Annotated in this window: 23 protein-coding genes, 2 tRNA genes and 1 pseudogene; 14 read left to right on the top strand and 12 right to left on the bottom strand. The window is 67.8% G+C overall.

Translation table 11 applies throughout. The features are described from left to right. The first annotated feature begins 9 nt into the window (after window positions 1-9). From ACWPN5_RS10800 to ACWPN5_RS10785, 4 genes are all read left to right on the top strand, one after another. A complete protein-coding gene (locus tag ACWPN5_RS10800) occupies window positions 10-1,209 on the top strand; it encodes an amino acid ABC transporter permease (protein ID WP_145686250.1) in 1,200 nt (399 codons plus the stop codon). Window positions 1,210-1,214: 5 nt separating this feature from the next. Beyond that, window positions 1,215-2,348, top strand: coding sequence for an amino acid ABC transporter permease (locus tag ACWPN5_RS10795; RefSeq protein ID WP_492295391.1), 1,134 nt, complete (start codon window positions 1,215-1,217; stop codon window positions 2,346-2,348). Window positions 2,349-2,370: 22 nt separating this feature from the next. Continuing rightward, window positions 2,371-3,147, top strand: coding sequence for an amino acid ABC transporter ATP-binding protein (locus tag ACWPN5_RS10790; RefSeq protein ID WP_119508431.1), 777 nt, complete (start codon window positions 2,371-2,373; stop codon window positions 3,145-3,147). A gap of 141 nt (window positions 3,148-3,288) precedes the next feature. Next, window positions 3,289-4,374, top strand: a complete 1,086-nt coding sequence (locus ACWPN5_RS10785) for a pyridoxal phosphate-dependent aminotransferase (protein WP_145686246.1) — start codon at window positions 3,289-3,291, stop codon at window positions 4,372-4,374. On the opposite strand, the gene ACWPN5_RS10780 is transcribed toward ACWPN5_RS10785, so the two are convergent. The 8 genes from ACWPN5_RS10780 to ACWPN5_RS10745 all read right to left on the bottom strand — a co-directional run bounded on the left by ACWPN5_RS10780 (window position 4,310) and on the right by ACWPN5_RS10745 (window position 10,839). Further along, window positions 4,310-5,263 carry an EamA family transporter gene (locus ACWPN5_RS10780; RefSeq protein WP_200478664.1) on the bottom strand — a complete coding sequence of 318 codons (954 nt, stop codon included), beginning with the start codon at window positions 5,261-5,263 and terminating at the stop codon, window positions 4,310-4,312. The genes ACWPN5_RS10785 and ACWPN5_RS10780 overlap by 65 nt on opposite strands. Window positions 5,264-5,329: 66 nt before the next feature. After that, window positions 5,330-5,971, bottom strand: coding sequence for a GNAT family N-acetyltransferase (locus ACWPN5_RS10775; protein WP_492295390.1), 642 nt, complete (start codon window positions 5,969-5,971; stop codon window positions 5,330-5,332). Beyond that, on the bottom strand, window positions 5,947-6,381 hold the full coding sequence (locus tag ACWPN5_RS10770; RefSeq protein ID WP_492295389.1) for a GNAT family acetyltransferase: 435 nt from the start codon (window positions 6,379-6,381) through the stop codon (window positions 5,947-5,949). Before ACWPN5_RS10770 ends, ACWPN5_RS10775 begins: the two co-directional genes overlap by 25 nt. Continuing rightward, entirely contained in the window at window positions 6,378-7,265 is an 888-nt protein-coding gene (sseA, locus tag ACWPN5_RS10765; protein WP_492295388.1) for a 3-mercaptopyruvate sulfurtransferase, read from the bottom strand. Before sseA ends, ACWPN5_RS10770 begins: the two co-directional genes overlap by 4 nt. A 16-nt stretch (window positions 7,266-7,281) precedes the next feature. Further along, complete coding sequence (locus ACWPN5_RS10760) at window positions 7,282-7,989, bottom strand: alanyl-tRNA editing protein (protein WP_492295387.1); 708 nt, start codon at window positions 7,987-7,989, stop codon at window positions 7,282-7,284. 16 nt (window positions 7,990-8,005) lie between these two features. Beyond that, complete coding sequence (locus tag ACWPN5_RS10755; RefSeq protein WP_145686236.1) at window positions 8,006-9,010, bottom strand: cysteine synthase A; 1,005 nt, start codon at window positions 9,008-9,010, stop codon at window positions 8,006-8,008. A gap of 111 nt (window positions 9,011-9,121) precedes the next feature. Then, window positions 9,122-9,730 (bottom strand): NUDIX domain-containing protein, encoded by a 609-nt coding sequence (locus ACWPN5_RS10750; protein ID WP_492295386.1) that lies wholly within the window; start codon window positions 9,728-9,730, stop codon window positions 9,122-9,124. 86 nt (window positions 9,731-9,816) lie between these two features. Next, a complete protein-coding gene (locus ACWPN5_RS10745) occupies window positions 9,817-10,839 on the bottom strand; it encodes a S1C family serine protease (RefSeq protein ID WP_492295385.1) in 1,023 nt (340 codons plus the stop codon). A gap of 189 nt (window positions 10,840-11,028) precedes the next feature. On the opposite strand from ACWPN5_RS10745, the gene ACWPN5_RS10740 reads away from it, so the two are divergent. Next, a complete protein-coding gene (locus tag ACWPN5_RS10740; protein WP_186466118.1) occupies window positions 11,029-11,205 on the top strand; it encodes a hypothetical protein in 177 nt (58 codons plus the stop codon). Window positions 11,206-11,335: 130 nt separating this feature from the next. Then, window positions 11,336-11,575, top strand: a complete 240-nt coding sequence (locus ACWPN5_RS10735; protein WP_014240444.1) for a hypothetical protein — start codon at window positions 11,336-11,338, stop codon at window positions 11,573-11,575. A gap of 96 nt (window positions 11,576-11,671) precedes the next feature. Here the strand turns inward: ACWPN5_RS10735 and ACWPN5_RS10730 are convergent, their stop codons facing one another. From ACWPN5_RS10730 to ACWPN5_RS10720, 3 genes are all read right to left on the bottom strand, one after another. Then, window positions 11,672-11,902 (bottom strand): hypothetical protein, encoded by a 231-nt coding sequence (locus ACWPN5_RS10730; protein WP_200478670.1) that lies wholly within the window; start codon window positions 11,900-11,902, stop codon window positions 11,672-11,674. Between the two features lie 195 nt (window positions 11,903-12,097). Beyond that, a tRNA-Asn gene (locus tag ACWPN5_RS10725) sits at window positions 12,098-12,173 on the bottom strand. Window positions 12,174-12,393: 220 nt separating this feature from the next. Then, window positions 12,394-12,467: transfer RNA gene (locus tag ACWPN5_RS10720), tRNA-Cys, on the bottom strand. Window positions 12,468-12,684: 217 nt separating this feature from the next. On the opposite strand from ACWPN5_RS10720, the gene ACWPN5_RS10715 reads away from it, so the two are divergent. From ACWPN5_RS10715 to ACWPN5_RS10695, 5 genes are all read left to right on the top strand, one after another. Then, the gene (locus ACWPN5_RS10715) at window positions 12,685-13,341 is read left to right on the top strand and encodes a protein-L-isoaspartate O-methyltransferase family protein (RefSeq protein WP_145686230.1); all 657 of its coding nucleotides are present in this window, start codon (window positions 12,685-12,687) and stop codon (window positions 13,339-13,341) included. A gap of 110 nt (window positions 13,342-13,451) precedes the next feature. Beyond that, window positions 13,452-13,778 (top strand): rhodanese-like domain-containing protein, encoded by a 327-nt coding sequence (locus ACWPN5_RS10710; RefSeq protein WP_094302098.1) that lies wholly within the window; start codon window positions 13,452-13,454, stop codon window positions 13,776-13,778. A 35-nt stretch (window positions 13,779-13,813) separates the two neighbouring features. Further along, complete coding sequence (locus ACWPN5_RS10705) at window positions 13,814-15,172, top strand: TolC family outer membrane protein (protein WP_247888343.1); 1,359 nt, start codon at window positions 13,814-13,816, stop codon at window positions 15,170-15,172. A 141-nt stretch (window positions 15,173-15,313) separates the two neighbouring features. After that, window positions 15,314-15,994, top strand: a complete 681-nt coding sequence (locus tag ACWPN5_RS10700) for a DUF2497 domain-containing protein (protein WP_145686225.1) — start codon at window positions 15,314-15,316, stop codon at window positions 15,992-15,994. A gap of 70 nt (window positions 15,995-16,064) precedes the next feature. Continuing rightward, the gene (locus ACWPN5_RS10695; RefSeq protein WP_492295384.1) at window positions 16,065-18,716 is read left to right on the top strand and encodes a valine--tRNA ligase; all 2,652 of its coding nucleotides are present in this window, start codon (window positions 16,065-16,067) and stop codon (window positions 18,714-18,716) included. Between the two features lie 95 nt (window positions 18,717-18,811). Here ACWPN5_RS10695 and ACWPN5_RS10690 read toward each other — a convergent pair. Continuing rightward, window positions 18,812-19,861 (bottom strand): annotated as a pseudogene (locus ACWPN5_RS10690) (methyl-accepting chemotaxis protein); the annotation flags it as partial. A 1,078-nt stretch (window positions 19,862-20,939) separates the two neighbouring features. Between ACWPN5_RS10690 and ACWPN5_RS10685 the strand changes: the two are divergent. The 3 genes from ACWPN5_RS10685 (at window position 20,940) to ACWPN5_RS10675 (ending at window position 24,037) form a co-directional block, all read left to right on the top strand. After that, the gene (locus ACWPN5_RS10685; RefSeq protein WP_247888369.1) at window positions 20,940-21,764 is read left to right on the top strand and encodes a YdcF family protein; all 825 of its coding nucleotides are present in this window, start codon (window positions 20,940-20,942) and stop codon (window positions 21,762-21,764) included. A gap of 105 nt (window positions 21,765-21,869) precedes the next feature. Next, window positions 21,870-22,781 carry a septal ring lytic transglycosylase RlpA family protein gene (locus ACWPN5_RS10680; protein ID WP_247888342.1) on the top strand — a complete coding sequence of 304 codons (912 nt, stop codon included), beginning with the start codon at window positions 21,870-21,872 and terminating at the stop codon, window positions 22,779-22,781. 89 nt (window positions 22,782-22,870) lie between these two features. After that, window positions 22,871-24,037: a D-alanyl-D-alanine carboxypeptidase family protein gene (locus ACWPN5_RS10675; protein WP_145686180.1), complete on the top strand. Its 1,167-nt coding sequence runs from the start codon at window positions 22,871-22,873 to the stop codon at window positions 24,035-24,037. Window positions 24,038-24,072: the final 35 nt, after the last annotated feature.

Genomic DNA, 24,072 nt, shown 5'->3' with positions numbered 1-24,072 from the left:
GAGAGAACCGTGGCCAGCGAGACCCGGGACACCGCGCGCCCAAGCGCGCCTGGCGGTGTTTCATTTTCCCTCAGCGACCCGACGGTCCGTGCCGTGTTCTACCAGGTTCTGGTGGTTGGCATCGTCATCGCGGTCGGCTGGTTCCTTATTCACAACACGCTCGACAACCTGTCGAAGCGGTCCATCGCGACGGGATTCGGATTCCTGGACCGCGAGGCCTCCTTCGGCATCGGTGAGAGCCTGATCGACTACCATCCGCGGGACAGCTACGGCCGGGCCTTCTTGGTCGGCGTGCTGAACACGCTGAAGGTGTCGATCATCGGCGTCGTCCTGGCGACCGTGCTGGGCACGCTGATCGGCGTCGCCCGCCTGTCGAGCAACTGGCTGATCGCCAAGCTGGCCTCCACCTATGTGGAGATCGTCCGAAACATTCCGCCGCTGCTCCAGCTCTTCTTCTGGTATGCGCTGGTCTCGGAAAGCATGCCGCCGGTGCGGCAGGCGCTGAACCCGATTCCCGGCGTGTTCCTGTCGCAGCGTGGCCTGTTCGTGCCGGTGCCCTCCGCCGACCCGGTGTGGGGCACGATGGGCTTCGCGCTCGCCATCGCAGTGATCGGCGTGATCTTCCTGCGGCGCTGGGCCAAGGCCCGGCAGGAGCGGACGGGCCAGCCCTTCCCGATCGGATCGGCGAGCCTGGGTCTGCTGATCGGCCTGCCGCTGATCGCCTACATCGCCGGCGGCGCGCCGACGGCGCTGGACGTTCCGAAGCTGCAGGGCTTCAACTTCGTCGGCGGCGTGGTCCTCACCCCGGAGTTCTTCGCGATTCTGGTCGGGCTGGTCGTCTACACCGCCGCCTTCATCGCCGAGGTGGTGCGCAGCGGCATCCTGGCGGTCAACTGGGGCCAGACGGAAGCCGCAAGGGCGCTCGGCATCGACAGCGGCAAGACGCTGCGGCTCGTCGTCCTGCCGCAGGCGCTGCGGGTGATCGTGCCGCCGCTGACCAGCCAGTATCTGAACCTGACCAAGAACAGCTCCCTGGCGCTCGCCATCGGCTACCCGGATCTGGTGTCGATCGCCAACACGACGCTGAACCAGACCGGTCAGGCGATCGAGGGCGTGGCGATGATCATGGGCACCTATCTGGTCATCAGCCTGGGCATCTCGATCTTCATGAACTGGTACAACAAGCGCATCGCGCTGGTGGAGCGCTGACGGCCATGGCAAACAACGTTCATACCGGCAACGTCCATACCGGCAACGTCCATACCGGAAGCATTCCCGACGAGCGTCCGCCGGCCAACACCGTCGGCCCCGTGGCGTGGCTGCGCAACAACCTGTTCAACACTTGGTACAACGCGCTCCTGACGATCCTGATCGCCTGGCTGCTGTTCAAGGCGATCCCGCCGCTTCTCGACTGGCTGATCTTCAGCGCCAACAGCTTCGGCACGCCGCCCCAGGTGTGCCGGCAGGAGGGCGGCGCCTGCTGGACCTTCGTCAGCGAGAAGCTGCGCTTCGTCATGTTCGGCACCTTCCCATACGACGAGCAGTGGCGGCCGCTGATCACCATCGTGATCATCATCGCGCTGGTGCTGGCGAGCTGCGACCGCCGTTTCTGGAAGCCCTGGCTGGGCCTCGTCTGGATCGCTGGCCTGACCGCGGTGGGCGTGCTGATGTGGGGCGGCGTTCTGGGTCTGACCTATGTCGAGAACACGCTGTGGGGCGGCCTGCCGCTGACGCTGATGCTCTCGGTGGTCGGCCTGTCCGTGGCCTTTCCGGCGTCGGTCCTGCTGGCCCTGGGGCGGCGGTCGCAGCTTCCGGCCATCCGCGTCATCTCGGTGACCTACATCGAGCTGATCCGCGGCGTGCCGCTGATCAGCCTGCTGTTCATGGCGTCGGTGATGTTCCCGCTGTTCCTGCCGACCGGCGTGAACTTCGACAAGCTGCTGCGCGCCCAGATCGCCTTCATCATGTTCGCCGCCGCCTACATGGCGGAAGCGATTCGCGGCGGTCTGCAGGCCATTCCAAAAGGCCAGTACGAGGCGGCGGACGCGCTCGGCCTGAACTACTGGCAGGCGATGGGCAAGATCATCCTGCCGCAGGCGCTCGCCATCTCCATCCCGCCGCTGGTGAACACCTTCATCAGCTTCTTCAAGGACACGTCGCTGGTCATCATCATCGGCCTCTACGACCTGCTGGGCACGGCCAAGGCGGCGCTGTCCGACCCGGCCTGGCGCGGCTTCTACCGCGAGGCCTACCTGTTCATCGGCGTGATCTACTGGGTGTTCTGCTTCTCGATGTCCAAATACAGCCAAAAGCTCGAACGCGACCTGCGTCGCGGTCACCGTCGCTGAGGGAGAGGGAAAAGAGATGACCATGACCCAAACCGCCGGCGCCGCGCGCAGCTTCCCCCAGGGGGAGCCGATCATCCAGTGCCAGGGCGTGCACAAGTGGTACGGCGAGTTCCACGTCCTGAAGAACATCGACCTGTCGGTCGCCAAGGGAGAGCGGATCGTCATCTGCGGCCCCTCGGGCTCCGGCAAGTCGACCATGATCCGCTGCCTGAACCGGCTTGAGGAGCACCAGAAGGGCTCCATCGTCGTCGACGGCATCGAGCTGACCGGCAACCTGAAGAACATCGAGCTGGTCCGCCGCGAAGTCGGCATGGTGTTCCAGCACTTCAACCTGTTCCCGCACCTGACCGTGCTGGAGAATTGCACGCTCGCCCCCATATGGGTCCGCAAGAAGCCGAAGGCCGAGGCGGAGGAGATGGCGATGCGCTACCTGAAGCGGGTGCGCATCGCCGAGCAGGCGCACAAGTACCCCGGCCAGCTCTCCGGCGGGCAGCAGCAGCGCGTCGCCATTGCCCGCTCGCTGTGCATGAGCCCGAAGGTCATGCTGTTCGACGAGCCGACCTCGGCGCTCGACCCCGAGATGGTCAAGGAGGTGCTGGACGTCATGATCGGTCTGGCCGAGGACGGCATGACCATGCTCTGCGTGACGCACGAGATGGGCTTCGCCAAGTCGGTCGCCGACCGCGTCATCTTCATGGACCGCGGCGAGATCGTCGAGCAGAACACGCCCAACGAGTTCTTCAACCACCCGCAGTCGGACCGGACGAAGCTGTTCCTCAGCCAGATCCTGAACCACTGATGCTCACAACCGCGCCGGAACGGCTTGTTCCGGCGCGGTAAACCAGCGCAACCCGCAAGGAACGCTGGCGGGTTGCCCCGGTTTCGGGTTGAATGCAGTCCGTTCGTGCTGTTTGCCGCTGCGCACAACGGAGCCTGCCTGATGGAGCTGCTGAGTCCCCGTCCCGGAATTGGCCAGATCAAGCCCTACCGTCCCGCAAGACCACCGGAGGACGGCGGCGCCTGGGTCGATCTGTCGCTGACGGTCAATCCGCTGGGACCCGGCAAGAAGGCGCTCACCGCCTACCGCCACATGGCAGCGCAGATCCACCGCTATCCCGACTGGTCGCAGGACCGCCTGCGCCACGCCATTGCCCGGCGCTACGATCTGGACGCCGGACACATCACCTGCGCCAACGGCTCCGACGAGATGATCCACCTCGTCACCCAGGCCTTCGCCGGGCCGGGGGACGAGGTTTTGTGCCACGAGCACGGCTACCGCGGCTTCATGAAGGCGATCCGCGCCGCCGGGGCGACGCCGGTGATCGCGGCGGAGCGCGATCTGGTCGTCGATGTCGAGGCGATGATCGACCGGGCGAACGAGAAGACCAAGCTCTGCTTCCTCGCCAACCCGAACAACCCCACCGGCACCTACATCCCGTCGGAGATGGTCCTGCGGCTGCGCGCCGGCCTGCCGTCGCACACGCTGCTGGTGCTCGATTCGGCCTACGCCGACTATTGCCGCCGCGACAACTACAGCGACGGGACGGAGATCGTCGAGAACTCCGACAACGTGCTGATGGTGCGCACCTTTTCCAAGCTGCACGGGCTGGCCGGGCTGCGAGTCGGCTGGGCCTACGGCCCGGCGGGGGTGATCGAGGCGGTCAACCAGACGCGCGGCCCCTTCAACGTCGGGATCGCCGCCCAGGCCGCGGCGGAGGCCGCCGTCGGCGACACCGAGCATGAGGAGGCGACCTTCGCCCACAACAGCGCATGGCTGCCCTGGCTGAGCCATGAGCTGGAACAGCTCGGCGTGCGCGTCTATCCCAGCGTCTGCAACTTCATCCTGGCGCGCATCCCGACCGACCCGTCGCTCGGTGTCCAGGCGGTGCTGGACCATCTGGCGCGCCGCGGCATCCTGGTGAAGCCAACCCAGGACTACGGGCTGGCCGACTGCCTGCGCATCACGGTCGGGCGGGAGGACGAAAACCGGGCTCTGGTCGCCGCTCTGGGAGAGATTCTGAGCTGACCTCCGGCTCCGCATCGGGAGCCGGGCCAGGGATAGGGTCGGGATGCCGGGCGTGCTCGCGGGCGAAGATGAACAGCCCGGAGCCGACCACGATCACGATGCCGACCAGCGACAGCAGGTCCGGCCACTCGTCGAAGAAGATCGCCCCGATGGCCAGCGCCCACAGGATCTGGCTGTACTGGGCCGCCCCCACGCGATCGGCCGGGGCGAAGGCGGCGGCCAGGGTGAAGAGGGCCTGGGCGGCGAAGGTCGTGGTGGCGAAGCCCACCGTCAGAATCCATTGCTCCCGCGTCGGCCACTCGAAGCCGGGGATCATCAGCAGGCCGGACGCGACGGCGGTGGACAGAAAGACCGTCCCGATCAGGGTGAAGCGCTTCTCGGAATGCCCGATCATCCGCCCGGTGATGACCACGACGGCGGAGCTGAAGGCGCAGCCCAGCGCCGCGAAATGGCCGGGCAGCAGCTCGCGGAAGCCGGGGCGGGCGACGATCAGCACACCGATGAAGGCCGCGCCGATGGCCAACCGGCGACGCCAGCGCACCGGCTCCTTCAGCACAACGATCGCCAGCAGCGTCACCAAACTGGGCATCAGGAAGATCATAGCGAAGGCTTCCGCGAAGGGAAGGCTGCGGAACGACATGACGCTGAGCGGGGTGGAGGCCGCCACGAAGACCAGCCGCACCGTCATCAGCCAGGGCCGGTTCCAGCGCAGCAGGTCGCCGAGCCGGTCGCCCCGGGTCATGAAGACCGGGGAGAGCAGCAACGGCAGGATGTAGGCGAAGAAGGTGACCTCGAAGGGGTCCAGCCCATGCCCGATCGCCTTCACCAGCGCATCGCCCCAGGCGAAGAAGGCGAAGGCCAGGAACGCGAACAGAATGCCCTTCGTCATGGCGTCGGTGTCCTGGCGTTCGGAACGGCGTGGAGCGAACTCGGGCGAGCGGGCCGGAGCGGCCCGTCACTCGTTGATCGGAATGTGCGGGGCCGAGGTCCGCGGCAGCCAGCCAAGGAGGCGGGGATCGCGGATCTCGCGGGTCACATGCCGGATCGGCACGAACCCCATCGACTGGTAGAGCGGCAGCGCCTTCGGATGGTCGAAGGTGCAGGTGTTGACCAGAAGCCGCGTCGTCCCGCCCTGCCAGGCCAACCGGATCGCCGTGTCGAGCAGCCAGGGGCCGAGCTTCAGGCCGATGAAATCGGGGATCAGCCCGAAATAGGCCAGATCGGTGTCGTCCTCCCGCCGGTCAATCTCGGCGTAGCCGGCGGGCGTGCCGTTCACGTAGAGGACCCAGATTTCGATCCGCGGGTCGGTGACGATGCGTCCCAGTTCCGGCATCGGCATGCGCCGCCGCTCGTGCCACAGCCAGGGCTCGCCGACCGTGTCGTAGAGATAGCGGTAGTAGGAAGCGGTTGGCGGGTTGGCCCGCACCAGCGCCACGTCACCCGCCGGGCGGGGCAGGGGCGAATGGGTCGGCGGTGCCGTCATCTCCAGATAGGTGACGATGACGGACAGGCAGCCCGGCGGCACCGGCGCCGCGATCCGGGACTGCGGCAGGGACGTCCGGGGCGGCGGTGTCAGGGAGAATCGGTCTTCAGCCATTTCTGCATCACGGTAACGGGACCGGTGGCATAGCCCAGCCGCTCATAGAACGCCACCACGGCGTGGTTCGTCGTGCGCACCATGAGTTGCGCCTTGGGCATGCCGGACTCGACAAGCCAGCCCTCCGCCGCCCGGACCATCGCCCGGCCATGGCCGCTTCCGCGGCAGGCAGGATCGACCGCCAGATAGTAGAACCAGCCGCGGTGACCGTCATGGCCGACCATGACGGACGCCACGGTCCGGTCGTCCACCCGGCCGATCAGGATCGTGGCGTTCGGTTTCGACACGGCGAGCGCGATGTCGGCCACCGGGTCGTTCCACGGCACCACGAGGTTGCAGGCGGTCCACAGCGCCACCACGTCGTCGCGGTCCGCAGCTTCGTAGTGGCGGATGCTCAGCGCGTCGGTCACCGATTCACCGGTCCGGTTTCCAGAGGCAGATCGGGGCGCAGGCCCCATTCCGCCCAGGACCCGTCATAGACGGCCACATCCTCTTTGCCGGCTGCGGCCAGCCCGAGCGCGAGCACACAGGCGGTCACGCCGCTGCCGCAGGAGGCAACGATGGGGCGTTCCAGATCGAGGCCGGCGCCCGTCGCCCGCTCCGCGATGATTTCGGGCGGCAGCAGGGTCTTGCTGTCCGCGTCGATCAGCTCGTTGAAGGGCAGGTTGAGGCTGCCGGGGATGCGCCCGCTGCGGCGGCCCGGCCAGGGCTCGGCGACGGCGCCCTCGTAGCGGTTGGCGGCCCGGGCGTCGACCACCTGGTCCACCCGCGAGTCGATGTTGGCGAGCAGATCGTCGGCCCGGCGCAGCAGGCCCGGCTGCAGGGTCGCCCCAAACGCCGCCGGGGCCGGCTCGGCCGCTCCGGATTCCAAGGGGCGGCCCTCGGCGATCCATTTCGGCAGGCCGCCGTCCAGCACGGCGACGCGGCCATGCCCAAACAGGCGGAACATCCACCAGACGCGCGCGGCGGCGGTGGCCATGCCGGCGCTGTCATAGACGACCACCGCGTCGCCGCTGCCGACGCCGAGCGCCCCCACCTTGGCCGCGAAGGTCGCCTCGTCCGGCACCATGTGCGGCAGGGGATGGGTGTCCGGCTGGGCCACATCGTCGATGTCGATGCGCACGGCGCCGGGGATGTGCCGCTCCAGGAACTCGGCGGCCGGGTCGCCGCCGGAGCCGGGCATGAACCAGGAGGCGTCTAGAACGCGCAAGCTTGGCTGGCCAAGCCGCTCCGCCAGCCACGCCGTCGGGACGATCGGGCCGGGGAGGGTGTGGATGGTGTGCGATTCGGTCATGGAATGTCCTCCCCGTTCAATCCCGCAGCGCGACGATCACGCGCCGGTTCTGCTTGCCCTTGTTCTCGATCTTCACGACGTCGAGCCCGCCGATCTCGCCCAGCCGCTTCACATGGGTGCCGCCGCAGGGCTGGCGGTCGACCCCAGCGATGTCCACCAGCCGGACGCGACCATGACCACGCGGCGGCTTGACCGTCAGGGTGCGGATCAACTCGGGGTTGGCGTCCAACTCCGCGTCGGTGATCCACAGCGAGCCGACCGGCGTGTCCGCGGCGACCAGCCGGTTCAGGGCCGCCGCGATGGCCTCCTTGTCGAGTCCCTCGGTCGGCACGTTGAAATCGACCCGGCTGCGCTCCGCCCCGACCTGGGCGCCGGTGATCGAGGCGCCGGGCAGGACCGCGCAGACGAGGTGCAGCGCCGTGTGCATCCGCATGTGGCGGTGCCGGCGGTCCCAGTCGATCTCGGCTTCCACCGGGGTGCCGGGGGCGGGCAGGGCGGCGCCGGGCTCGGGCACATGGATCACATCGTCCGGCCCGTCGCCCTTCACCGTGTCCACGATGCGCAGCGTGGCGCCGGCGACGCGCAGCAGCCCGGTGTCGCCGGGCTGGCCGCCGCCGTTGGGGTAGAAGACCGTCCGGTCCAATCGGATGCCCCGCTCGTCCGCGGACGTCACGGTGGCGGTGCAGGAGGTGGCGTAGGCGTCCTCGCGGAAGATCAGTTCCATGGAACCTCGGGTGCGTTTACGAATCCAGCCAATCGGGCACAGGCAGATTCTTCTCACGCAGGAACGCCGGATTGAAGAGCTTCGATTGGTAGCGCTGCCCTCCGTCGCAGAGAATCGTCACGATGGTGTGGCCCGGCCCCATCTCCCGGGCGATGCGGATGGCCGCCGCGACGTTGATGCCCGACGATCCGCCCAGCACCAGCCCCTGCGACTTGATCAGGTCGAAGATGATCGGCAGGGCCTCTTCGTCGGGGATCTGCAAAGCCTGATCGACCGGGGCGCCCTCCAGGTTGGCGGTGATCCGGCCCTGGCCGATGCCTTCGGTGATCGAGCTGCCCTCCGCCTTCAGCGTGCCATGGGCGTAGTGGTGGTAAAGGGAGGCGCCCATCGGATCGGCCAGCACGATGCGGACGTCCGGGTTGCGCTCCTTCAGAGCGAGCCCGACGCCGGCCAGCGTGCCGCCGCTGCCCACCGCGCAGGTGAATGCGTCGACCCGCCCCTCGGTCTGGGTCCAGATTTCCGGACCGGTGGTCAGGCGGTGGCCCTCGCGGTTCGCCACATTGTCGAACTGGTTGGCCCAGACGGCGCCGTTCGGCTCGGTCTTCGCCAGCTCCTCGGCCAGCCGGCCGGAATAGCGGACGTAGTTGTCGGGGTTGGAGTAGGGCACCGCCGGCACCAGACGAAGGTCGGCGCCGACCAGGCGCAGCATGTCCTTCTTCTCCTGGCTCTGCGTCTCCGGCATCACGATGACGGTGCGGTAGCCGAGCGCGTTGCCGACCAGCGCCAACCCGATGCCGGTGTTGCCCGCCGTGCCTTCCACGATGGTGCCGCCGGGGCGCAGAAGGCCCCGGCGTTCGGCGTCGCGGACGATGGCCAGGGCTGCGCGGTCCTTCACCGAGCCTCCGGGGTTGAGGAACTCCGCCTTGCCCAGAATCTCGCATCCCGTGGCCTTCGACGGCCCTTCCAGCCGAATCAGCGGCGTGTTGCCGATGGAGCCGATGAAGCCGGTGCGGATGTCCACGGACTGTCTCCCGAATCGAATGATGAACCGGGCAACACTATCGGATTGCGCACCAGGGAATTCAAGGTCGGCTTGTGAAATGCAGCATTGAACGAAATTTTCCCGTATTTCCTATTTCCCAGTCCACTGGGCACGCAGCCGGTCGCGGTTCCGCGCGAACCAGCCCAGCGCGATGATGGCGATGGAGTTGTTGAGCTGGTTCCCGTCGAGCAGCCGGATCGCCTCGTCCGCCGGAACGACCATGATGCGGATGTCCTCGTGCTCGTCCGCGCAGCCTCCGGTTGCGGCGAGGCCCCGGCTGTCCACCCGCCCGCAGAAGACGGTGACATGCTCGTCGTAGGCACCGGGGCTGGGGTAATAGTCGCAGATCGTCTCAATCTCCTGGACGGCGCAGCCGGCCTCCTCCATGGCCTCGCGCCGCGCCACCTGTTCGGGCGTCTCACCTTCGTCCAGCAGGCCGGCGACGATCTCCGTCAGCCAAGCCCGCCCGCCCGCCGAGGCCGAGCCCACCCGGAACTGCTCGATCAGGACCACGCTGTCGCGCTCCGGATCGTAGAGCAGGACGCCCACCGCCTCGCCGCGCACGCAGACCTCGCGCGGCGGCAGGACGCCGCTCCAGGACCCGTCGAACCTCTTGTGGCGCAGGCGGTAGACGTCGACCTTGAGATAGCCGTCGTAGGCTCTCTTCTTCTCTAGGACCTCGATGTCCGGATGATCCACGGGCTGCACTCCTTGGCTTGCTGTGCGGGCACGGTCCAAGGATGTAGCGCATCCGCCCAGCCGGGGCGAGGTGACCGAACAGTCTCTCAGAAGGTCGGGTTCAGCTTCAGCGTGCTGTAGCGGTCGGCGGAGGGAACGGCGACCGGCTCCAGCTTGGGACCGCGCAGCAACTCCAGCGGAACGGTGACGCCGGCGGGGCCGAGACCCCAGACCTTGCGGTAGAAGTCCGCCAGCCCCTTCGGCCTCTGGCCGGCCACCCCGACGATCATGTCGCCCGGCTGGATCCCCACGGTCGCGGCCGGGCTCTGCGGGGTGACCCGCTCGACCATCAGGCGGCCCTGCTCCTCGCGCAGCGTGACGCCCAGCCAGGGGCGGGCCGGCTCCTGCCGCCGCCCGAAGGCCAGAAGGTCGGCCAGGATCGGCTTCAGCGCGGAGACCGGAACGAACATGTTGCCGGGAATGCCGCCATGGGCCGGCACCGCGTCGCGCACGATCAGCGAGCCGATCCCGACCAGTTCGCCCTTGCGGTCGATCAGGGCGGCGCCGTTGAAGCCCATGATCGGCGGGGTGGTGAAGATCGCCTCGTCCAGCAGATACTCCCAATAGCCGGCGAACTCGCGCTTCGCGGCGATCAGCACCGGCTGCACCCCGGTGGAGCCCTGCCGGGTGAGCACCATGGCGCGCTCCCCTTCCTTGATCGCGTCGGAGTCGCCAAGCCGGACCGGCGCGGCGCTGAAGCCCATGCCGGCGCGCAGCAGCCCAAATCCGCTGGCCTGATCGTAGGCCACGAACTCCGCGGGGTAGCCGCGCCCCTCGCCGGTGGTGACCTGGAGCTGCGACGCCTCCAGGATCGTGTAGCCGATGGTCAGGATCAGCCCGGAGCCGTCGATGACGACGCCGGTGCCCTCGCGCTCCGTGCCGAGCGAGCGGGCGCTCTGGCTGTCGGGAAGGATGGTGGCGGAGATGCGGACCAGGGCACCCGCCAGCTTCGCCGCGTCGAGTTGGTCCGCCCGTGCCATGGTGACGGGAAGAAACGCCGCGAAAATGGCGGCAAACAGACTTGCCGGGAAGACGAAGGTCCAGGGGATGCGGCGCCAGCGACCCGTCATGCTTCCCTCCCGTGCCGGAGTCGAGTCGGGCGGAACGCCGGACTGCTCGATCCCCGAACTAAACATGAGGGGCGCCGCGCAACCATCAAGGGCCTCTCCGATTCGACCGGGGTCCCCGGTCCGAGCCGTGAAACCTCCGCCGGCCGTGCAGCGTTACCCGTGGCAACGACACCACGAAGGACGGGACCGATGCCCATCAACAACGAACGCGAACTTGAGCAGGCGGTGGCGGAGTTCCAGCGCCTCGCCGACGAGCCCGCCGGTTCGTCTGGCGAACGCCGGAAGCTCGAACTGGATGCGGACATCAAGGCCTTCTACGCGCAGCACGCCGACGACATGCGCAAGGGCAAGCCGCGCCACGAGTGACGCTCGGTCTCCTCGGACCGCGCATTTCTTCATCGACGCGGAGGGGGCGGCTGACCGACACTGCCGCCGCTCCCGGGCCGGGTCGCCGGGCCGGGACGCGGCCGTTGTATGGAAGGAGCGCGTCCCCACGATGAAGCGAATCGACAATTGCTACACCTGCCTGTTCTGGGAAGGGCAGGGCATCCGCCAGAGGGGACCGAAGGGCCTGTGCCGCCGCTTTCCGCCGCAGGTGACGCCGCGCGACACGGAGGGGCGCTTCCCGATCACCCTGTCGACCGACTGGTGCGGCGAATGGAAACGCGACATCGGTGACCCGGCCGGCGAGGCCGCGGACAACCGCCTGATCTACGACGACCCGCAGCCCCGATAGACGAACCGGCCAAGTGGCGCACGGTGGCGGTCCGGGGCGCGCTGGTCCGACCGCTCGACCATCACACCGTCGCTTCGGCAGCGGTTCGCCGGTGGCTCACCGGGGCATCGGCGCGACCACCATGGACCGCTGGTTTTCCGGCAGAACCGACTCCCCGCGGACCAGCATCCGATGCCAATCGACGCCGAGCAGGGCGACGGCCAGGGCCATGGACAGGGCGATGACCGCCACCGCGCCGACCCATCCGCCATTGTCGTCGCGTCCGCTGGGCCGCGAAGAGGTGTTCTGGGAGGTGAGTGGTCGCGAAAGGAGTGGGAAGATCGTCATGGGTCGCCTCCACCGATGAACAGGCGCAATCCCGACTCGTAGTGTTAGCGAGGTCAGTGTAACGCCGTGAGGCGGGGCGGCGCATCAAGCCTTCGGTCGGAACGCCCATTCCTTCGGATGATGCCGGAAGCCATGGCGCGGAATTCCGCTATGAGAAAAGGCCGAGTCCGCGAGGACTCGGCCTTTTCATCGAAGTGGCTCCCGGTGCTGGACTCGAACCAGCGACACGCGGATTAACAGTCCGCTGCTCTACCGACTGAGCTAACCGGGATCAGTCTGACCGGGCTTTGCGAGGCGCATCGTCCGGCGTGGGCGGTGATATAGCGGACCCTCAGGCGCTTGCCAAGTCTTTTGATGGCAAAAATTCGACCGCCAAGGCGGGGCAGGGGATCGGTCCGCCCACGCTGCGAGAACGCAAAAAGCACCGGGCCGTTCGGGCGCGATGCTTTTGGAACGCTTTGATTTCGCTGATGTCTCAGCCGCATCAAGGATGGAGGCACGGGCGGGAATCGAACCCACGTACACGGATTTGCAGTCCGCTGCATCACCACTCTGCCACCGCGCCATCCTTGTGTCCGGCACCCCCTAGCGGGAGCGCCGCGGCGTGGGAGCGGACGTATACTGCTGTTCACGGGGGTGGTCAAGCGCCTTTGTGGCGTTTTCCGCCGAACCGGTGCGGCGTTGTGTTCGTGGGACTTTGAAGATATATACGCGACGAGGCAGCGAGGCCGCGCACCACGGCTTGGCGCCGCGCTCCGTCCACCAGATTGTAAGCGACCGCCATGTCCGAATACGCCGCCGCCCGCCTCAACATGGTCGAAGGGCAGATCCGACCGAACAAGGTGACCGACCAGCGTCTGGTCGACGCCATGCTCGACATTCCCCGTGAACAGTTCGTGCCGAAGGCGGCGCGCGGCATTGCCTATGTGGACGAGGATCTCGCCATCGGCAAAGGCCGCTATCTGATGGAGCCGATGGTCTTCGCCCGCATGCTCCAGGAAGTGGGCATCGACGCGACCGACGTCGTGCTCGACATCGGCAGCGGCTCCGGCTACTCGACCGCCGTGCTGGCCCGCCTCGCCGCGACCGTCGTCGGCATCGAGTCCGACGCCGAGCTGGCCGGGCAGGCCACGGAGGCGCTGACCGCCGTCGGTGCCGACAACGCCGTCATCATCATGGCGCCCCTTGCCGAGGGCTATCCGCAGCAGGCCCCCTACGACGTGATCGTGATCGAAGGCCTGGTGTCGGAGGTGCCGGACGGCATCCTGGCCCAGCTGGCCGAGGGCGGGCGTCTGGTGAGCGCCGTCATGGGCGACCGTGGGGTTGGCGAGGTGAAGCTCTTCCAGCGCAGCGGCGGCGTCACCTCGGCCCGCACGCTGTTCGAGGCGCACACGCACCCGCTGCCCGGTTTCGAAGCCAAGCCGAAATTCGTATTCTGATCCCAGAGTGAGTGATCCCAGGGGCCTCGGCCCCTGTCGACCCGACCCCCAGCCTGTCACCTTGCCTTTCACCGGCCGCCGTCCTGCGGCCCGCAGCGGAGAATCAAGGCATGCCGGCGCCGTTTGACATGGAAGTCGAAGACCTCGACCGCATCCGGACCTCCGGCGGCGATCCGCTGGTGCTTGACGTACGGGAACCGGGGGAGGTGGCCATCTGCGCCCTTCCCGACAGTCTCCACATTCCGATGGGGGCGCTGCCCGCCCGCGTCGGGGAGTTGCCGCGGGACCGCGACATCGTGGTCGTCTGCCATCACGGTGGACGCAGCGCGCAGGTGACCATGTGGTTGCGTTCCCAGGGGTTTTCCCGCGCCACCAATCTGAATGGCGGGGTGGATGCCTGGGCGCGCCGAATCGACCCGAACATGAAGGTCTATTGAACATGACTGTGCGAAGCCGTTTCGCGCGCCATTTGATGGCGACCGCCCTCACGCTGGGGGTTGCCTTCGTCGGGGGCATCGACACCGCGTCGGCCCAATCCCTCGAAGACGCGCTAGCGCAGGCCTATTCCAACAATCCGGCGCTCGCCGCCCAGCGCGCCCGCCAGCGTGCCGTGGACGAAGGCGTCCCGCAGGCCCTGTCCGGCTACCGGCCGACGGTGCGGGCGACCGCGGGGATCACCCGCAACGCCACCGACAGCACCTTTCAGGGCGGCGAAACCGGTTCCGAGAACAACGCCAAGAGCGTCGGCGTCTCCGCCACCCAGCCGCTCTACGACGCCACGGTAGGTCCGGCCGTCCGCCGCGCCGAGCGCACCGTCGAGGCGCAGCGCGCCACCGTGCTCGCCAACGAGCAGCAGATCCTGCTGAACGCCGCGGCGGCCTATCTGGACGTCGTCCAGAACCAGGCGGTGCTGGAGCTTCAGGCGAACAACGAGCAGGTCCTGCGCCGTCAGCTCGACGCCGCCCGCGACCGCTTCCGCGTCGGCGAATACACCCGCACGGACGTCAGCCAGTCCGAATCGCGTCTGGCCGCCTCCATCGCCGCCCGCATCTCCGCCGATGGCACGCTCCAGGCGTCGCGCGCGACCTACGAGCGCGTCGTCGGCTCGATGCCCGGCAAGCTGAAGGCGCCCAAGCCGAAGTTCAAGCTGCCGGGGACGCTGGACGAGGTCGTCGAGATGGCCCGCTCCAACAACCCGTCGGTGCTGTCGGCCACCTACACCGAGGCGGCGCAGCGCGAGGCGGTGGACCAGCAGTTCGGCCGCCTGCTCCCGTCGGCCAACCTGTCGGCCCAGGCGACCCGCACCATCGACGCGGGCCGTTCGTCGGGCATCGACATCAAGCGCCAGGACGGCGCCCAGCTGACCGCGCAGATCACCATCCCGCTCTATCAGGCCGGCCTGCCGGAAGCGCTGACCCGCGAGGCGAAGCACACGGCGAATCAGGCCCGCCTGCAGATCGACGACACCCGCCGTCAGGCGGTGGAGGCGGCGATCAGCGCGTGGCAGGGGCTGCAGGCCGCCCGGGCGAGCATCGAGTCCTACAACTCCCAGATCCGGGCCGCCGAGATCGCGCTGGAAGGCGTGCGGCAGGAGGCCCAGGTCGGTTCGCGCACCGTGCTCGACGTGCTGAACCAGGAGCAGGAACTGCTGAACGCCCGCGTCAACCTCGTCCGCGCCCAGCGGACCGAGATGGTCCAGGCCTTCACGGTTCTCGGCGCCATCGGCCAGTTGACGGCACGGCAGCTCAACCTGCCGGTCCAGTATTACGACGCCGACACGCACTACAAGCAGGTGCGCAACAAGTGGATCGGCACCGGCGTTCCCGAGTGATCACACTTGAATGCCCCATCCTGGGTGATCGTTCCCGGATGATCGAAACGGCCCGCTTCGGCGGGCCGTTTTTGTCTGGTGGCTTTTTACCCAGTCCTGCCCTAGTGTCCGCGTCAGGATGACGTCTCCGGGTTTGCCACGATGAGCGATAAAGGCCAGCAAGAACCGTCGATGGAGGAGATCCTCGCCTCCATCCGCCGCATCATCTCGGAGGATGGCGAACCCGCGAAGGCGGAAGCGGCGCCCCCTCCGCCACCGCCCCCACCACCACCTCCTCCGCCGCCACCGCCCCCTCCGCCGCCGCCTCCCATGGAGGAGGATGACGACGACGTTCTGGAACTCACCCAGATGTTGCAGGATGACGGGCGGAACGAACCCGACGAGCCCGACCCGTGGCGCGACGAACCGGCCTTTGGCGGCATGGCCGACCCGGAGCCGGTCTTCCACGACCCCGACCCCGAACCGCCGCCCCCGCCGCCGCGTCCGGCGGTGAAGCGTCCGGCGCCGGCCTTCGACGATTTCGACGACGATGAGCCGCCCCCGCCGCGGCCGCGCATCCGTCAGTCGGACCTCGACAACGGGCTGATCTCCCGCCGGGTCGCCGAGGAATCGTCCCATCATTTCACGCATCTGGCGCGCCAGCTCGGCGATGACCTGTCGATCGGCCCGATGCCCGTCGGCGTGCGCACCGTGGAGGAGGTCGTCCGCGAGCTGTTGAAGCCGTTGCTGAAGGAGTGGCTGGACGAGAACCTGCCGACCATCGTCGAACGGCTGGTGCAGCAGGAAATCGACCGGATGATCCGGCGGTCCCAGAAATTCTGAGCGGCGTCACGCCCGCCAACGCATTCCGGCCACGCATTCCGTTTGAATTCGTAAGCGAAAGTTCCTGGTGATGTTGGAAAAGACGTACCGGCCCGCCGAGGTCGAGGAAAAGCACTACCGGCTGTGGGAAGAGACGGGCGCCTTCGCGGCGAAAACCGAGTCGAACGGCAAGCCCTACACCATCATGATGCCGCCGCCGAACGTGACCGGCAGCCTGCACATGGGCCACGCGCTGACCTTCACGCTCCAGGACGTTCTGACCCGCTACAACCGGATGCGCGGGCGCGACGCGCTGTGGCAGCCAGGCACCGACCACGCCGGCATCGCGACCCAGATGGTCGTGGAGCGCAACCTCGCCAAGGAAGGCAAGACGCGCCACGACTTCGGCCGCGACGCCTTCATCGACAAGGTGTGGGAGTGGAAGGCCGAATCGGGCGGCACCATCACCCGCCAGCTGCGCCGGCTGGGCGCCTCGCCCGATTGGCCGCGCGAGCGCTTCACCATGGACGAGGGGCTGAGCCGCGCCGTCCGCAAGGTGTTCGTGGAGCTGCACAAGCAGGGCCTGATCTACAAGGACAAGCGGCTGGTCAACTGGGACCCCAAGCTGCACACCGCCATCTCCGACCTCGAGGTCGAGCAGAAGGAGATCAAGGGCAACCTCTGGCACTTCCGCTACCCGATCGAAGGCGAGGCCGACCGCTTCATCGTGGTCGCCACCACGCGCCCCGAGACGATGCTGGGCGACACCGGCGTCGCCGTGCATCCGGAGGACGAGCGCTACAAGGACCTGATCGGCAGGAACGTCGTGCTGCCGCTGGTCGGCCGCCTGATCCCCATCGTCGGCGACGAGTACGCCGATCCGGAGACCGGCTCGGGTGCCGTGAAGATCACTCCGGCCCACGACTTCAACGACTTCGAGGTCGGGCGGCGCAACAACCTCGCGGCCATCAACATCATGGACCGCGACGCCCGCATCACCGGCGACGAGGTTCCCGAGGCCTACCGCGGGCTCGACCGCTACGAGGCGCGCAAGAAGGTCGTGGCCGAGCTGGAGGCGCTGGGCCTGCTGGAGAAGATCGAACCGCACACCCACATGGTGCCGCACGGCGACCGGTCCGGCGTCGCCATCGAGCCCTGGCTGACCGACCAGTGGTACGTCGACGCCGCCACGCTCGCCAAGCCGGCCATCGAGGCGGTGGAGACCGGCAAGACCGTGTTCGTTCCCAAGCAGTGGGAGAACACCTATTTCGAATGGATGCGCAACATCCAGCCCTGGTGCATCAGCCGCCAGATCTGGTGGGGCCATCAGATTCCCGCCTGGTACGGCCCGGACGGCCATTTCTTCGTCGAGGAGACCGAGGCGGCGGCCATCGCCGCGGCCAAGGCCCATTACGGCGAGGACGTGGCGCTGACCCGCGACCAGGACGTTCTGGACACTTGGTTCTCGTCGGCCCTGTGGCCCTTCTCCACGCTGGGCTGGCCGGACGAGACTCCGGAGCTGGCGCGCTATTACCCGACCGACGTGCTGGTGACGGGCTTCGACATCATCTTCTTCTGGGTCGCCCGGATGATGATGATGGGCCTGCACTTCATGAAGGACGTGCCTTTCCGGACGGTTTACATCCACGCCCTGGTCCGCGACGAGAAGGGCCAGAAGATGTCGAAGTCCAAGGGCAACGTCATCGACCCGCTGGAGCTGATCGACCAATACGGCACCGACGCCCTGCGCTTCACCCTGACGGCCATGGCCGCCCAGGGCCGCGACATCAAGCTGGCGGTCAGCCGCGTCGAGGGCTACCGCAACTTCGCGACGAAGCTGTGGAACGCCGCGCGCTACACCCAGATGAACGGGGTGGCCCCGGTCCCCGGCTTCAAGCCGGTCGGGCTGACCCAGACGGTCAACCGCTGGATCGTCGGCGCCCTGGCGGAGGCGGCGAAGAAGGTCGGCGAATCCATCGAGGCCTACAAGTTCAACGAGGCCGCCAACACCGCCTACGCCTTCACCTGGGGCACCTTCTGCGACTGGTACCTGGAGTTCACCAAGCCGATCCTGAACGGCGCGGACGAGGCGGCCATCGCCGAGACGCGGGCGACCACCGCCTGGGTGCTGGACGAGATCCTGCACATGCTCCACCCGCTGATGCCCTTCATCACCGAGGAGCTGTGGGAGCAGCTGTCCACCGACCGGGCGAACCGCCTGATCTCCGCCCGCTGGCCGGAGCATGGCGCGGAACTGATCGACCCGGCCGCCCGTGACGAGATGGATTGGGTGGTGCGGGCGATCTCCTCGGTCCGCTCCATGCGGTCGGAGATGAACGTGCCGCCGGCGGCGCAGATCGAGCTGAAGCTGAAGGACGCCGGTCCGGAGAGCCTGAAGCGGCTGGACACGCACCGCGACCTGATCCTGCGCATGGGCCGCCTGTCCAGCGTCGAGCCGCTGTCCGGCCCGGTGCCCAAGAGCGCCGTCCAGGCGGTGCTGGACGAGGCCACGCTGATCCTGCCGCTGGAAGGCATCGTCGACCTCGACAAGGAGCGGGCGCGCCTGACCAAGGAGATCGAGAAGCTGTCCGGCGAGATCAAGAAGATCGACGCCAAGCTGTCGAACGAGCAGTTCGTCGCCAAGGCTCCGGAAGAGGTGATCGAGGAGCAGCGCGACCGCCGCGACACCGCGGAGCAGGCCCGCGACAAGCTGCAGAAGGCGCTGGAGATGCTGGCTGCGTAAGGCCGGTCATCCGGACCCCCAAAAAGCGAGAAAGGGCAGGGGCTTCGGCTCCTGCCCTTTCTCTTTGTCTGAAGAGTTTCCGGCTGCCTGAGGACTCAAATCTTGATGGAGGACACGAAGCGGTCGGCGTCGGCTTCGAGCTGCCGGAGTTCGTCCGCCAGCTGGGCGGCGGAGTAGATCATCTCGATGGCCGACTTGCCGGTCTCCGCGGCGGTGATCGCCATGGTGCTGACGCTCTCGGTCACCTCATGGGTGTTGTCGTTGGCCCGGCCCACGGCGCCGACGATCTCCTCGGTCTGTTCGAGCTGGTCGCGCACGGCGGCGGACACGTCCTCCGACAGGTGGGCGACCTCCTCCACGGTGGTCCGAATGGCCCGGATCGCCTCGACGACGGAACCGGTGGCCTCCTGGATCGCGCCGACCTGACCGGCGATGTCTTCGGTCGCCTTGGCGGTCTGGTTGGCCAGCACCTTGACCTCCGACGCGACGACGGCGAAGCCCTTGCCGGCCTCTCCGGCGCGGGCGGCTTCGATGGTGGCGTTCAGGGCCAGCAGGTTCGTCTGCCCGGCGATGTCGTTGATCAGCCGGACGATCTCTCCGATCCGCTGCGAGCTGTCGGCCAGCGCCGCCACCGCCGAGTCGCTCTGCCGGGCGTGATCCACGGCGCGGCGGATCGCCGTGCTGGACGTGGTCACCCGCCCGCCGATCTCGCCGATGGAGGCGGAGAGGGTGCGCGACACGTTGTTGACGATGCCGACCACCTCGGAGGTCTGCTCCGCCTTCTCCGACGTGTCGAGGGCCTGCTCCTTCATCTTCTCTGCGGTGTCGCGCAGGATGTGCGCGCCGTTGCGGATCTGGTCGGCGGCGTGGCTGACCGTGTGGAGCACCCTTCCGAAGGCCGAATCGAAGTCGTGGGCGATGGCGCGCAGTGCGTTTTCGCGCTCTTCCTCCGCCCGCCGTTCGGCCCGGCGCGACTCCTGCTCCAGCTCATGCGTGCGCTGAAGATTCTCCTTGAACACACTGACGGCACGGGCCATCGCACCGATCTCGTCGCGCCGCCCGGTCTCCGGTACGGTGGCCGTCCGGTCGCCGCCGGCCAGCCGCTCCATCACGCCCTCGATCAGGCGCAGCGGCCGGGTGATGCTGCGGGCGACCAGCAGACTGATGACGGCGAAGCCGACCAGCAGGACGGAGCCGACCTGGAGCACGTTGGCGATCACCTCGCCGCGCACCCGATTCTGAGTCTCCACCGCCCCGGCCATGCCGGCGTTGGCCGACTCCAGCAGGGCTTCGAAGCGCGGCACCATGGCCTGGAAGGCGTCGTTGAAGGTCTGGACCTCGGCCCGGAACGCCTTGGTGGCGTCCACGAAGCGGCCGAGGTCGGTGCGGTAGGTGCGGGCCTGCTTCTCCAGCTTGGTCTGGGTCGCCGTGTCCAAGCCCGAATCGGCGAGGAAGAAGGTGAATTCGTTGAAGGCCTTGCGGTGGCCGGACAGCAGCGATTCGTCGCTGTAGATGATGAAGTCCTTCTCCATCTTCCGCATGGACTCCATGCGGCCGGTCAGCTTGTCGGCGTTCGGCCACTGCTTCAACTCGTCCTCGATGGCGCGGGCCGAGGCGCGCAGGACGCCGCGCAGGCCGCTGTCGTCGGACAGGCCCAGTTCCTTTGCCCGCGCGACCACCGACGAGAAGCGCTCCTTCAGCGTGCCGATGCCCTGCGACAGATGCTCCAGCTCCTCCTGCGGCAGGCGCTCCACGCCGCGTTCCTTGAGATCGTCCAGCAGGCGCGAGGCTTCCTCGGCGTTCTTCGCGAAGGCCTCGGCCGCCGTCTCGTCACGGTCGGCCACGAAGCGCAACGCCTGGAAGCGCAGACGGCTGGCCCGGCGCTCGATGGCGGCGGTGTGCTCGTAGGCGTCGCGGAACTGGTCCAGTTCGGCGGTCGCCTCGAACATGCGCTGGGCGCCGACGGTGACCGTCCCGCCCAGCAGGCCCAAGGTGACCACGGACGCGGCGACCAGCAGCGCGATTCGCGTGCCGATGGAAATGTTCGACAGCATATGCGGTAAATCCTTGGTTGCGCCGCGGACCTTACGCGCCGCCGAAGACGCCGCTGTTACGGATTGATGGCGGATTCGTTACCGTGCCGTCGCCCCCTGGGCATTCATGGTGAACGCCCGTATCTAGAAACCGCTGGAAATCGAAAGGGGAGGTCGGCTGTTGTCCTTCGTGCTGTCGAAGCTGCTGTGGCTCCTGGTCTCGCCGGGCAATCTGCTCGTGCTGATCCTCACCGCCGGGACGGCGCTGCTGTTCACCCGCCGTCTGGCCCATTGGGGGCGGCGGCTGGTCGTGGCGGTCACCGTCGGCTTCGTCGTCGTCATGGTCACGCCGATCGCCTCCTGGGTCGCGCTGCCGCTGGAGGAGCGCTTTCCCCGACCCGACCTGCCGGAGCGGGTGGACGGCATCATCATGCTGGGCGGGGCGGTGAACCCGCCGATCACCCGTGACCGCGGCGAGCCGTCCGTCAATGACGCGGCGGAGCGTATCCTGGGTTTCGCCGAACTGATCCGCCGCTATCCGCAGGCGCACGCGGTGTTCACCGGCGGCTCGGGACGGCTGGCCGGGCAGGACGCCCTGGACCTGCGCGAGGACCTCGCGGTCCGCGGCGCGCTTCGGCAGGTCGGAATCGACCCGGACAGCGTGACCTACGAGAACGAGTCCCGGAACACCTGGGAAAACGCCCTGTACAGCCAGCGGCTCGTCAAGCCGAAGCCGGGGGAGACCTGGGTCCTCGTGACCTCGGCCATGCACATGCCGCGGTCGGTCGGCATTTTCCGGCAGGTCGGCTGGGAGGTGATTCCCTATCCGGTCGATTACCGCACGCGCTTCGGTGGACGGCCCTTCGTCCGCTTCGAGTTCGACAAGCAGATCGACGCGCTCCAGGACCCGATCCGCGAATGGATCGGCCTCGTCGCCTACCGCCTGATGGGGCGGACCGATGCGCTGTTTCCGGGGCCCGCCCATGACCGCACTGCAGCACAGGCGGGCTCCTGAGGGGTGTTGCGCGGTTGGCGCGGCGAGGTAACTCGGCTAGAGTGGCGCCACCAGATTTAGCGGGGTGGGACCATGCGACGCGCGCATATGCTGAGGGGGGCAGTCGTGCTCGCAGGAGCGCTGACGCTCGCCGCCTGTGCGTCCGCGCCGCCCGCGCCATCCTCGTCCGGACTGCCGCGCAGCGGCGTCTACAAGGTCGGCAAGCCCTATCAGGTCAATGGCGTCTGGTATTATCCCGCCGAGGATTACTCCTACAGCGAGACCGGGATAGCCTCCTGGTATGGTCCGGGATTCCACCAAAAGGTCACCGCCAACGGCGAGGTTTACGACCAAAATGAGCTGACGGCCGCGCACAAGACCTTGCCCATGCCAAGCCTCGTGCGCGTCACCAATCTCGACAACGGCCGGTCGCTGGTTGTTCGCATCAACGACCGCGGCCCCTACGCCAACGGGCGAATCATCGACATGTCGCGGCGCGGCGCGCAATTGCTTGGGTTCGAAGGCACCGGCACGGCCAAGGTGCGCGTGCAGATTCTGGCGGAGGAGAGCCGCGCGGTCGCCGCAGCGGCCCGCCAAGGCACGCCGGCCCCGATGCTGGCGGAACTGGACGGCCCACCGCCGAAGGCCGCCCCGCGCAGCGCGGTGGAGGTCAACGGCGCCGCCCGAGCCACTCCCGCCGCGGTCACCCGCGCGCCGGTGCCGCCACCCACGACGGTGGCCGGCGATATGGTGGACGGCCGCTTCGTTCCGGCCCCGGTGGTCGCCGAGCTGCCGGTGAAACCCTACGAGCAGATCTACGTGCAGGTCGGCGCCTTCGGCAGTCCGGACAACGTCACCCGCGTGCGCGCCCGTCTGGCCTCGCTCGGCCAGCAGGCGCAGGTCACCCAGACGGTCGCCGGACGGCAGCGTCTGCAGCGGGTGCGGGTGGGGCCGCTGGCCAGCGTGGAGTCCGCCGACGCCGTTTTGAGCCAGATCCTCCAAGCCGGCCTTACCGACGCCAAAATCGTGGTTGATTGATCACCTCCGAGCCCAGTCCAAGCTTGGCCCGGCACCGGGCCTCGTTCCGTTTCTTGTCTTGTCCAGTCCGCGTTTCGAAGGGAGTTGTCATGGTCGCTGTCGTCCGCACCCGCGTTGCCCGCACCCGTTTCACCATGGGCCTTGCGGTCGCGCTGTTCGCGGCGGGGGTGGGGCCGGTGGCTCACGCCGCCAGCATCGAAACCATCGCCAAGCAGGCGATCCTGGTCGATATCACCTCGAACACCGTTCTGTTCGAGAAGAGCCCGGATCAGCGCATGGCGCCGTCCTCGATGAGCAAGATCATGACGATGTACATGGTCTTCGACTCGATCAAGGAAGGCCGGCTCACGCTGGAGAGCACGTTGCCGGTGTCGGAGCGCGCGTGGCGGATGCAGGGCTCCAAGATGTTCGTGGAGCTGCACAACAACATCAAGGTCGACGACCTCATCAAGGGCGTGATCGTGCAGTCGGGCAACGACGCCTGCATCGTCTTCGCCGAAGGTCTCGCCGGCTCCGAATCGGCCTTTGCCGAGCGCATGAACAAGCGCGCCCGCGAGTTGGGGCTGAAGGACACCAACCTGACCAACGCGACGGGCTGGCCCGACCCGAACCACTATATGACCGCCCGCGACCTCTCGATCCTGGCCGAGCATCTGATCAAGGATTTCCCGGAGTTCTATCACTACTACTCGATCCGGGAGTTCAAGTACCACGGCATCAACCAGGGCAACCGCAACCCGCTGCTCTACCGTGGCATGGACGTGGACGGCATGAAGACCGGCCACACCGAGGCCGGAGGCTACGGCCTGACCGCCTCGGCGGAGCGCGAAGGGCGCCGTCTCGTCCTGGTGGTCAACGGGCTGCCGAGCATGCAGGCCCGCGCCGACGAATCGGCCCGGTTGATCGAATGGGGCTTCCGTGAATTCGCCACCTACGCCCTGTTCAAGGCGGGCGAGACGGTCGATCAGGTGCCGCTCTGGCTGGGCGCGCAGGACAGCGTGCCGGTCACCGTGCCGGAGGACATGAAGGTCACCATGGCCCGCGCCGACCGCAGCGGCATGAAGGTGTCGCTGGTCAGCAACGCCCCGGTCGCCGCGCCGGTGAAGAAGGGCGACGTGGTCGGCAAGGTGGTGGTGTCGGCGCCGGGCTTCCCAGGCAAGGAGTTCCCGGTGGTCGCCGCCCAGGACGTCGAGAAGCTGGGCTTCGTCGGCCGCGCCCTGGCGGCGGCGAAGTTCCTCATTTTCGGGGCGAGCTGATTGGTGTAAGCCGGCCCATCGCCACCGGAATCCGG

The sequence above is a fragment of the Azospirillum sp. UENF 211521 genome, assembly GCF_058780535.1.
The sequence above is the reverse complement of the archived record's forward strand: the minus strand, read 5'-3'. Positions and strand labels throughout refer to the sequence as shown.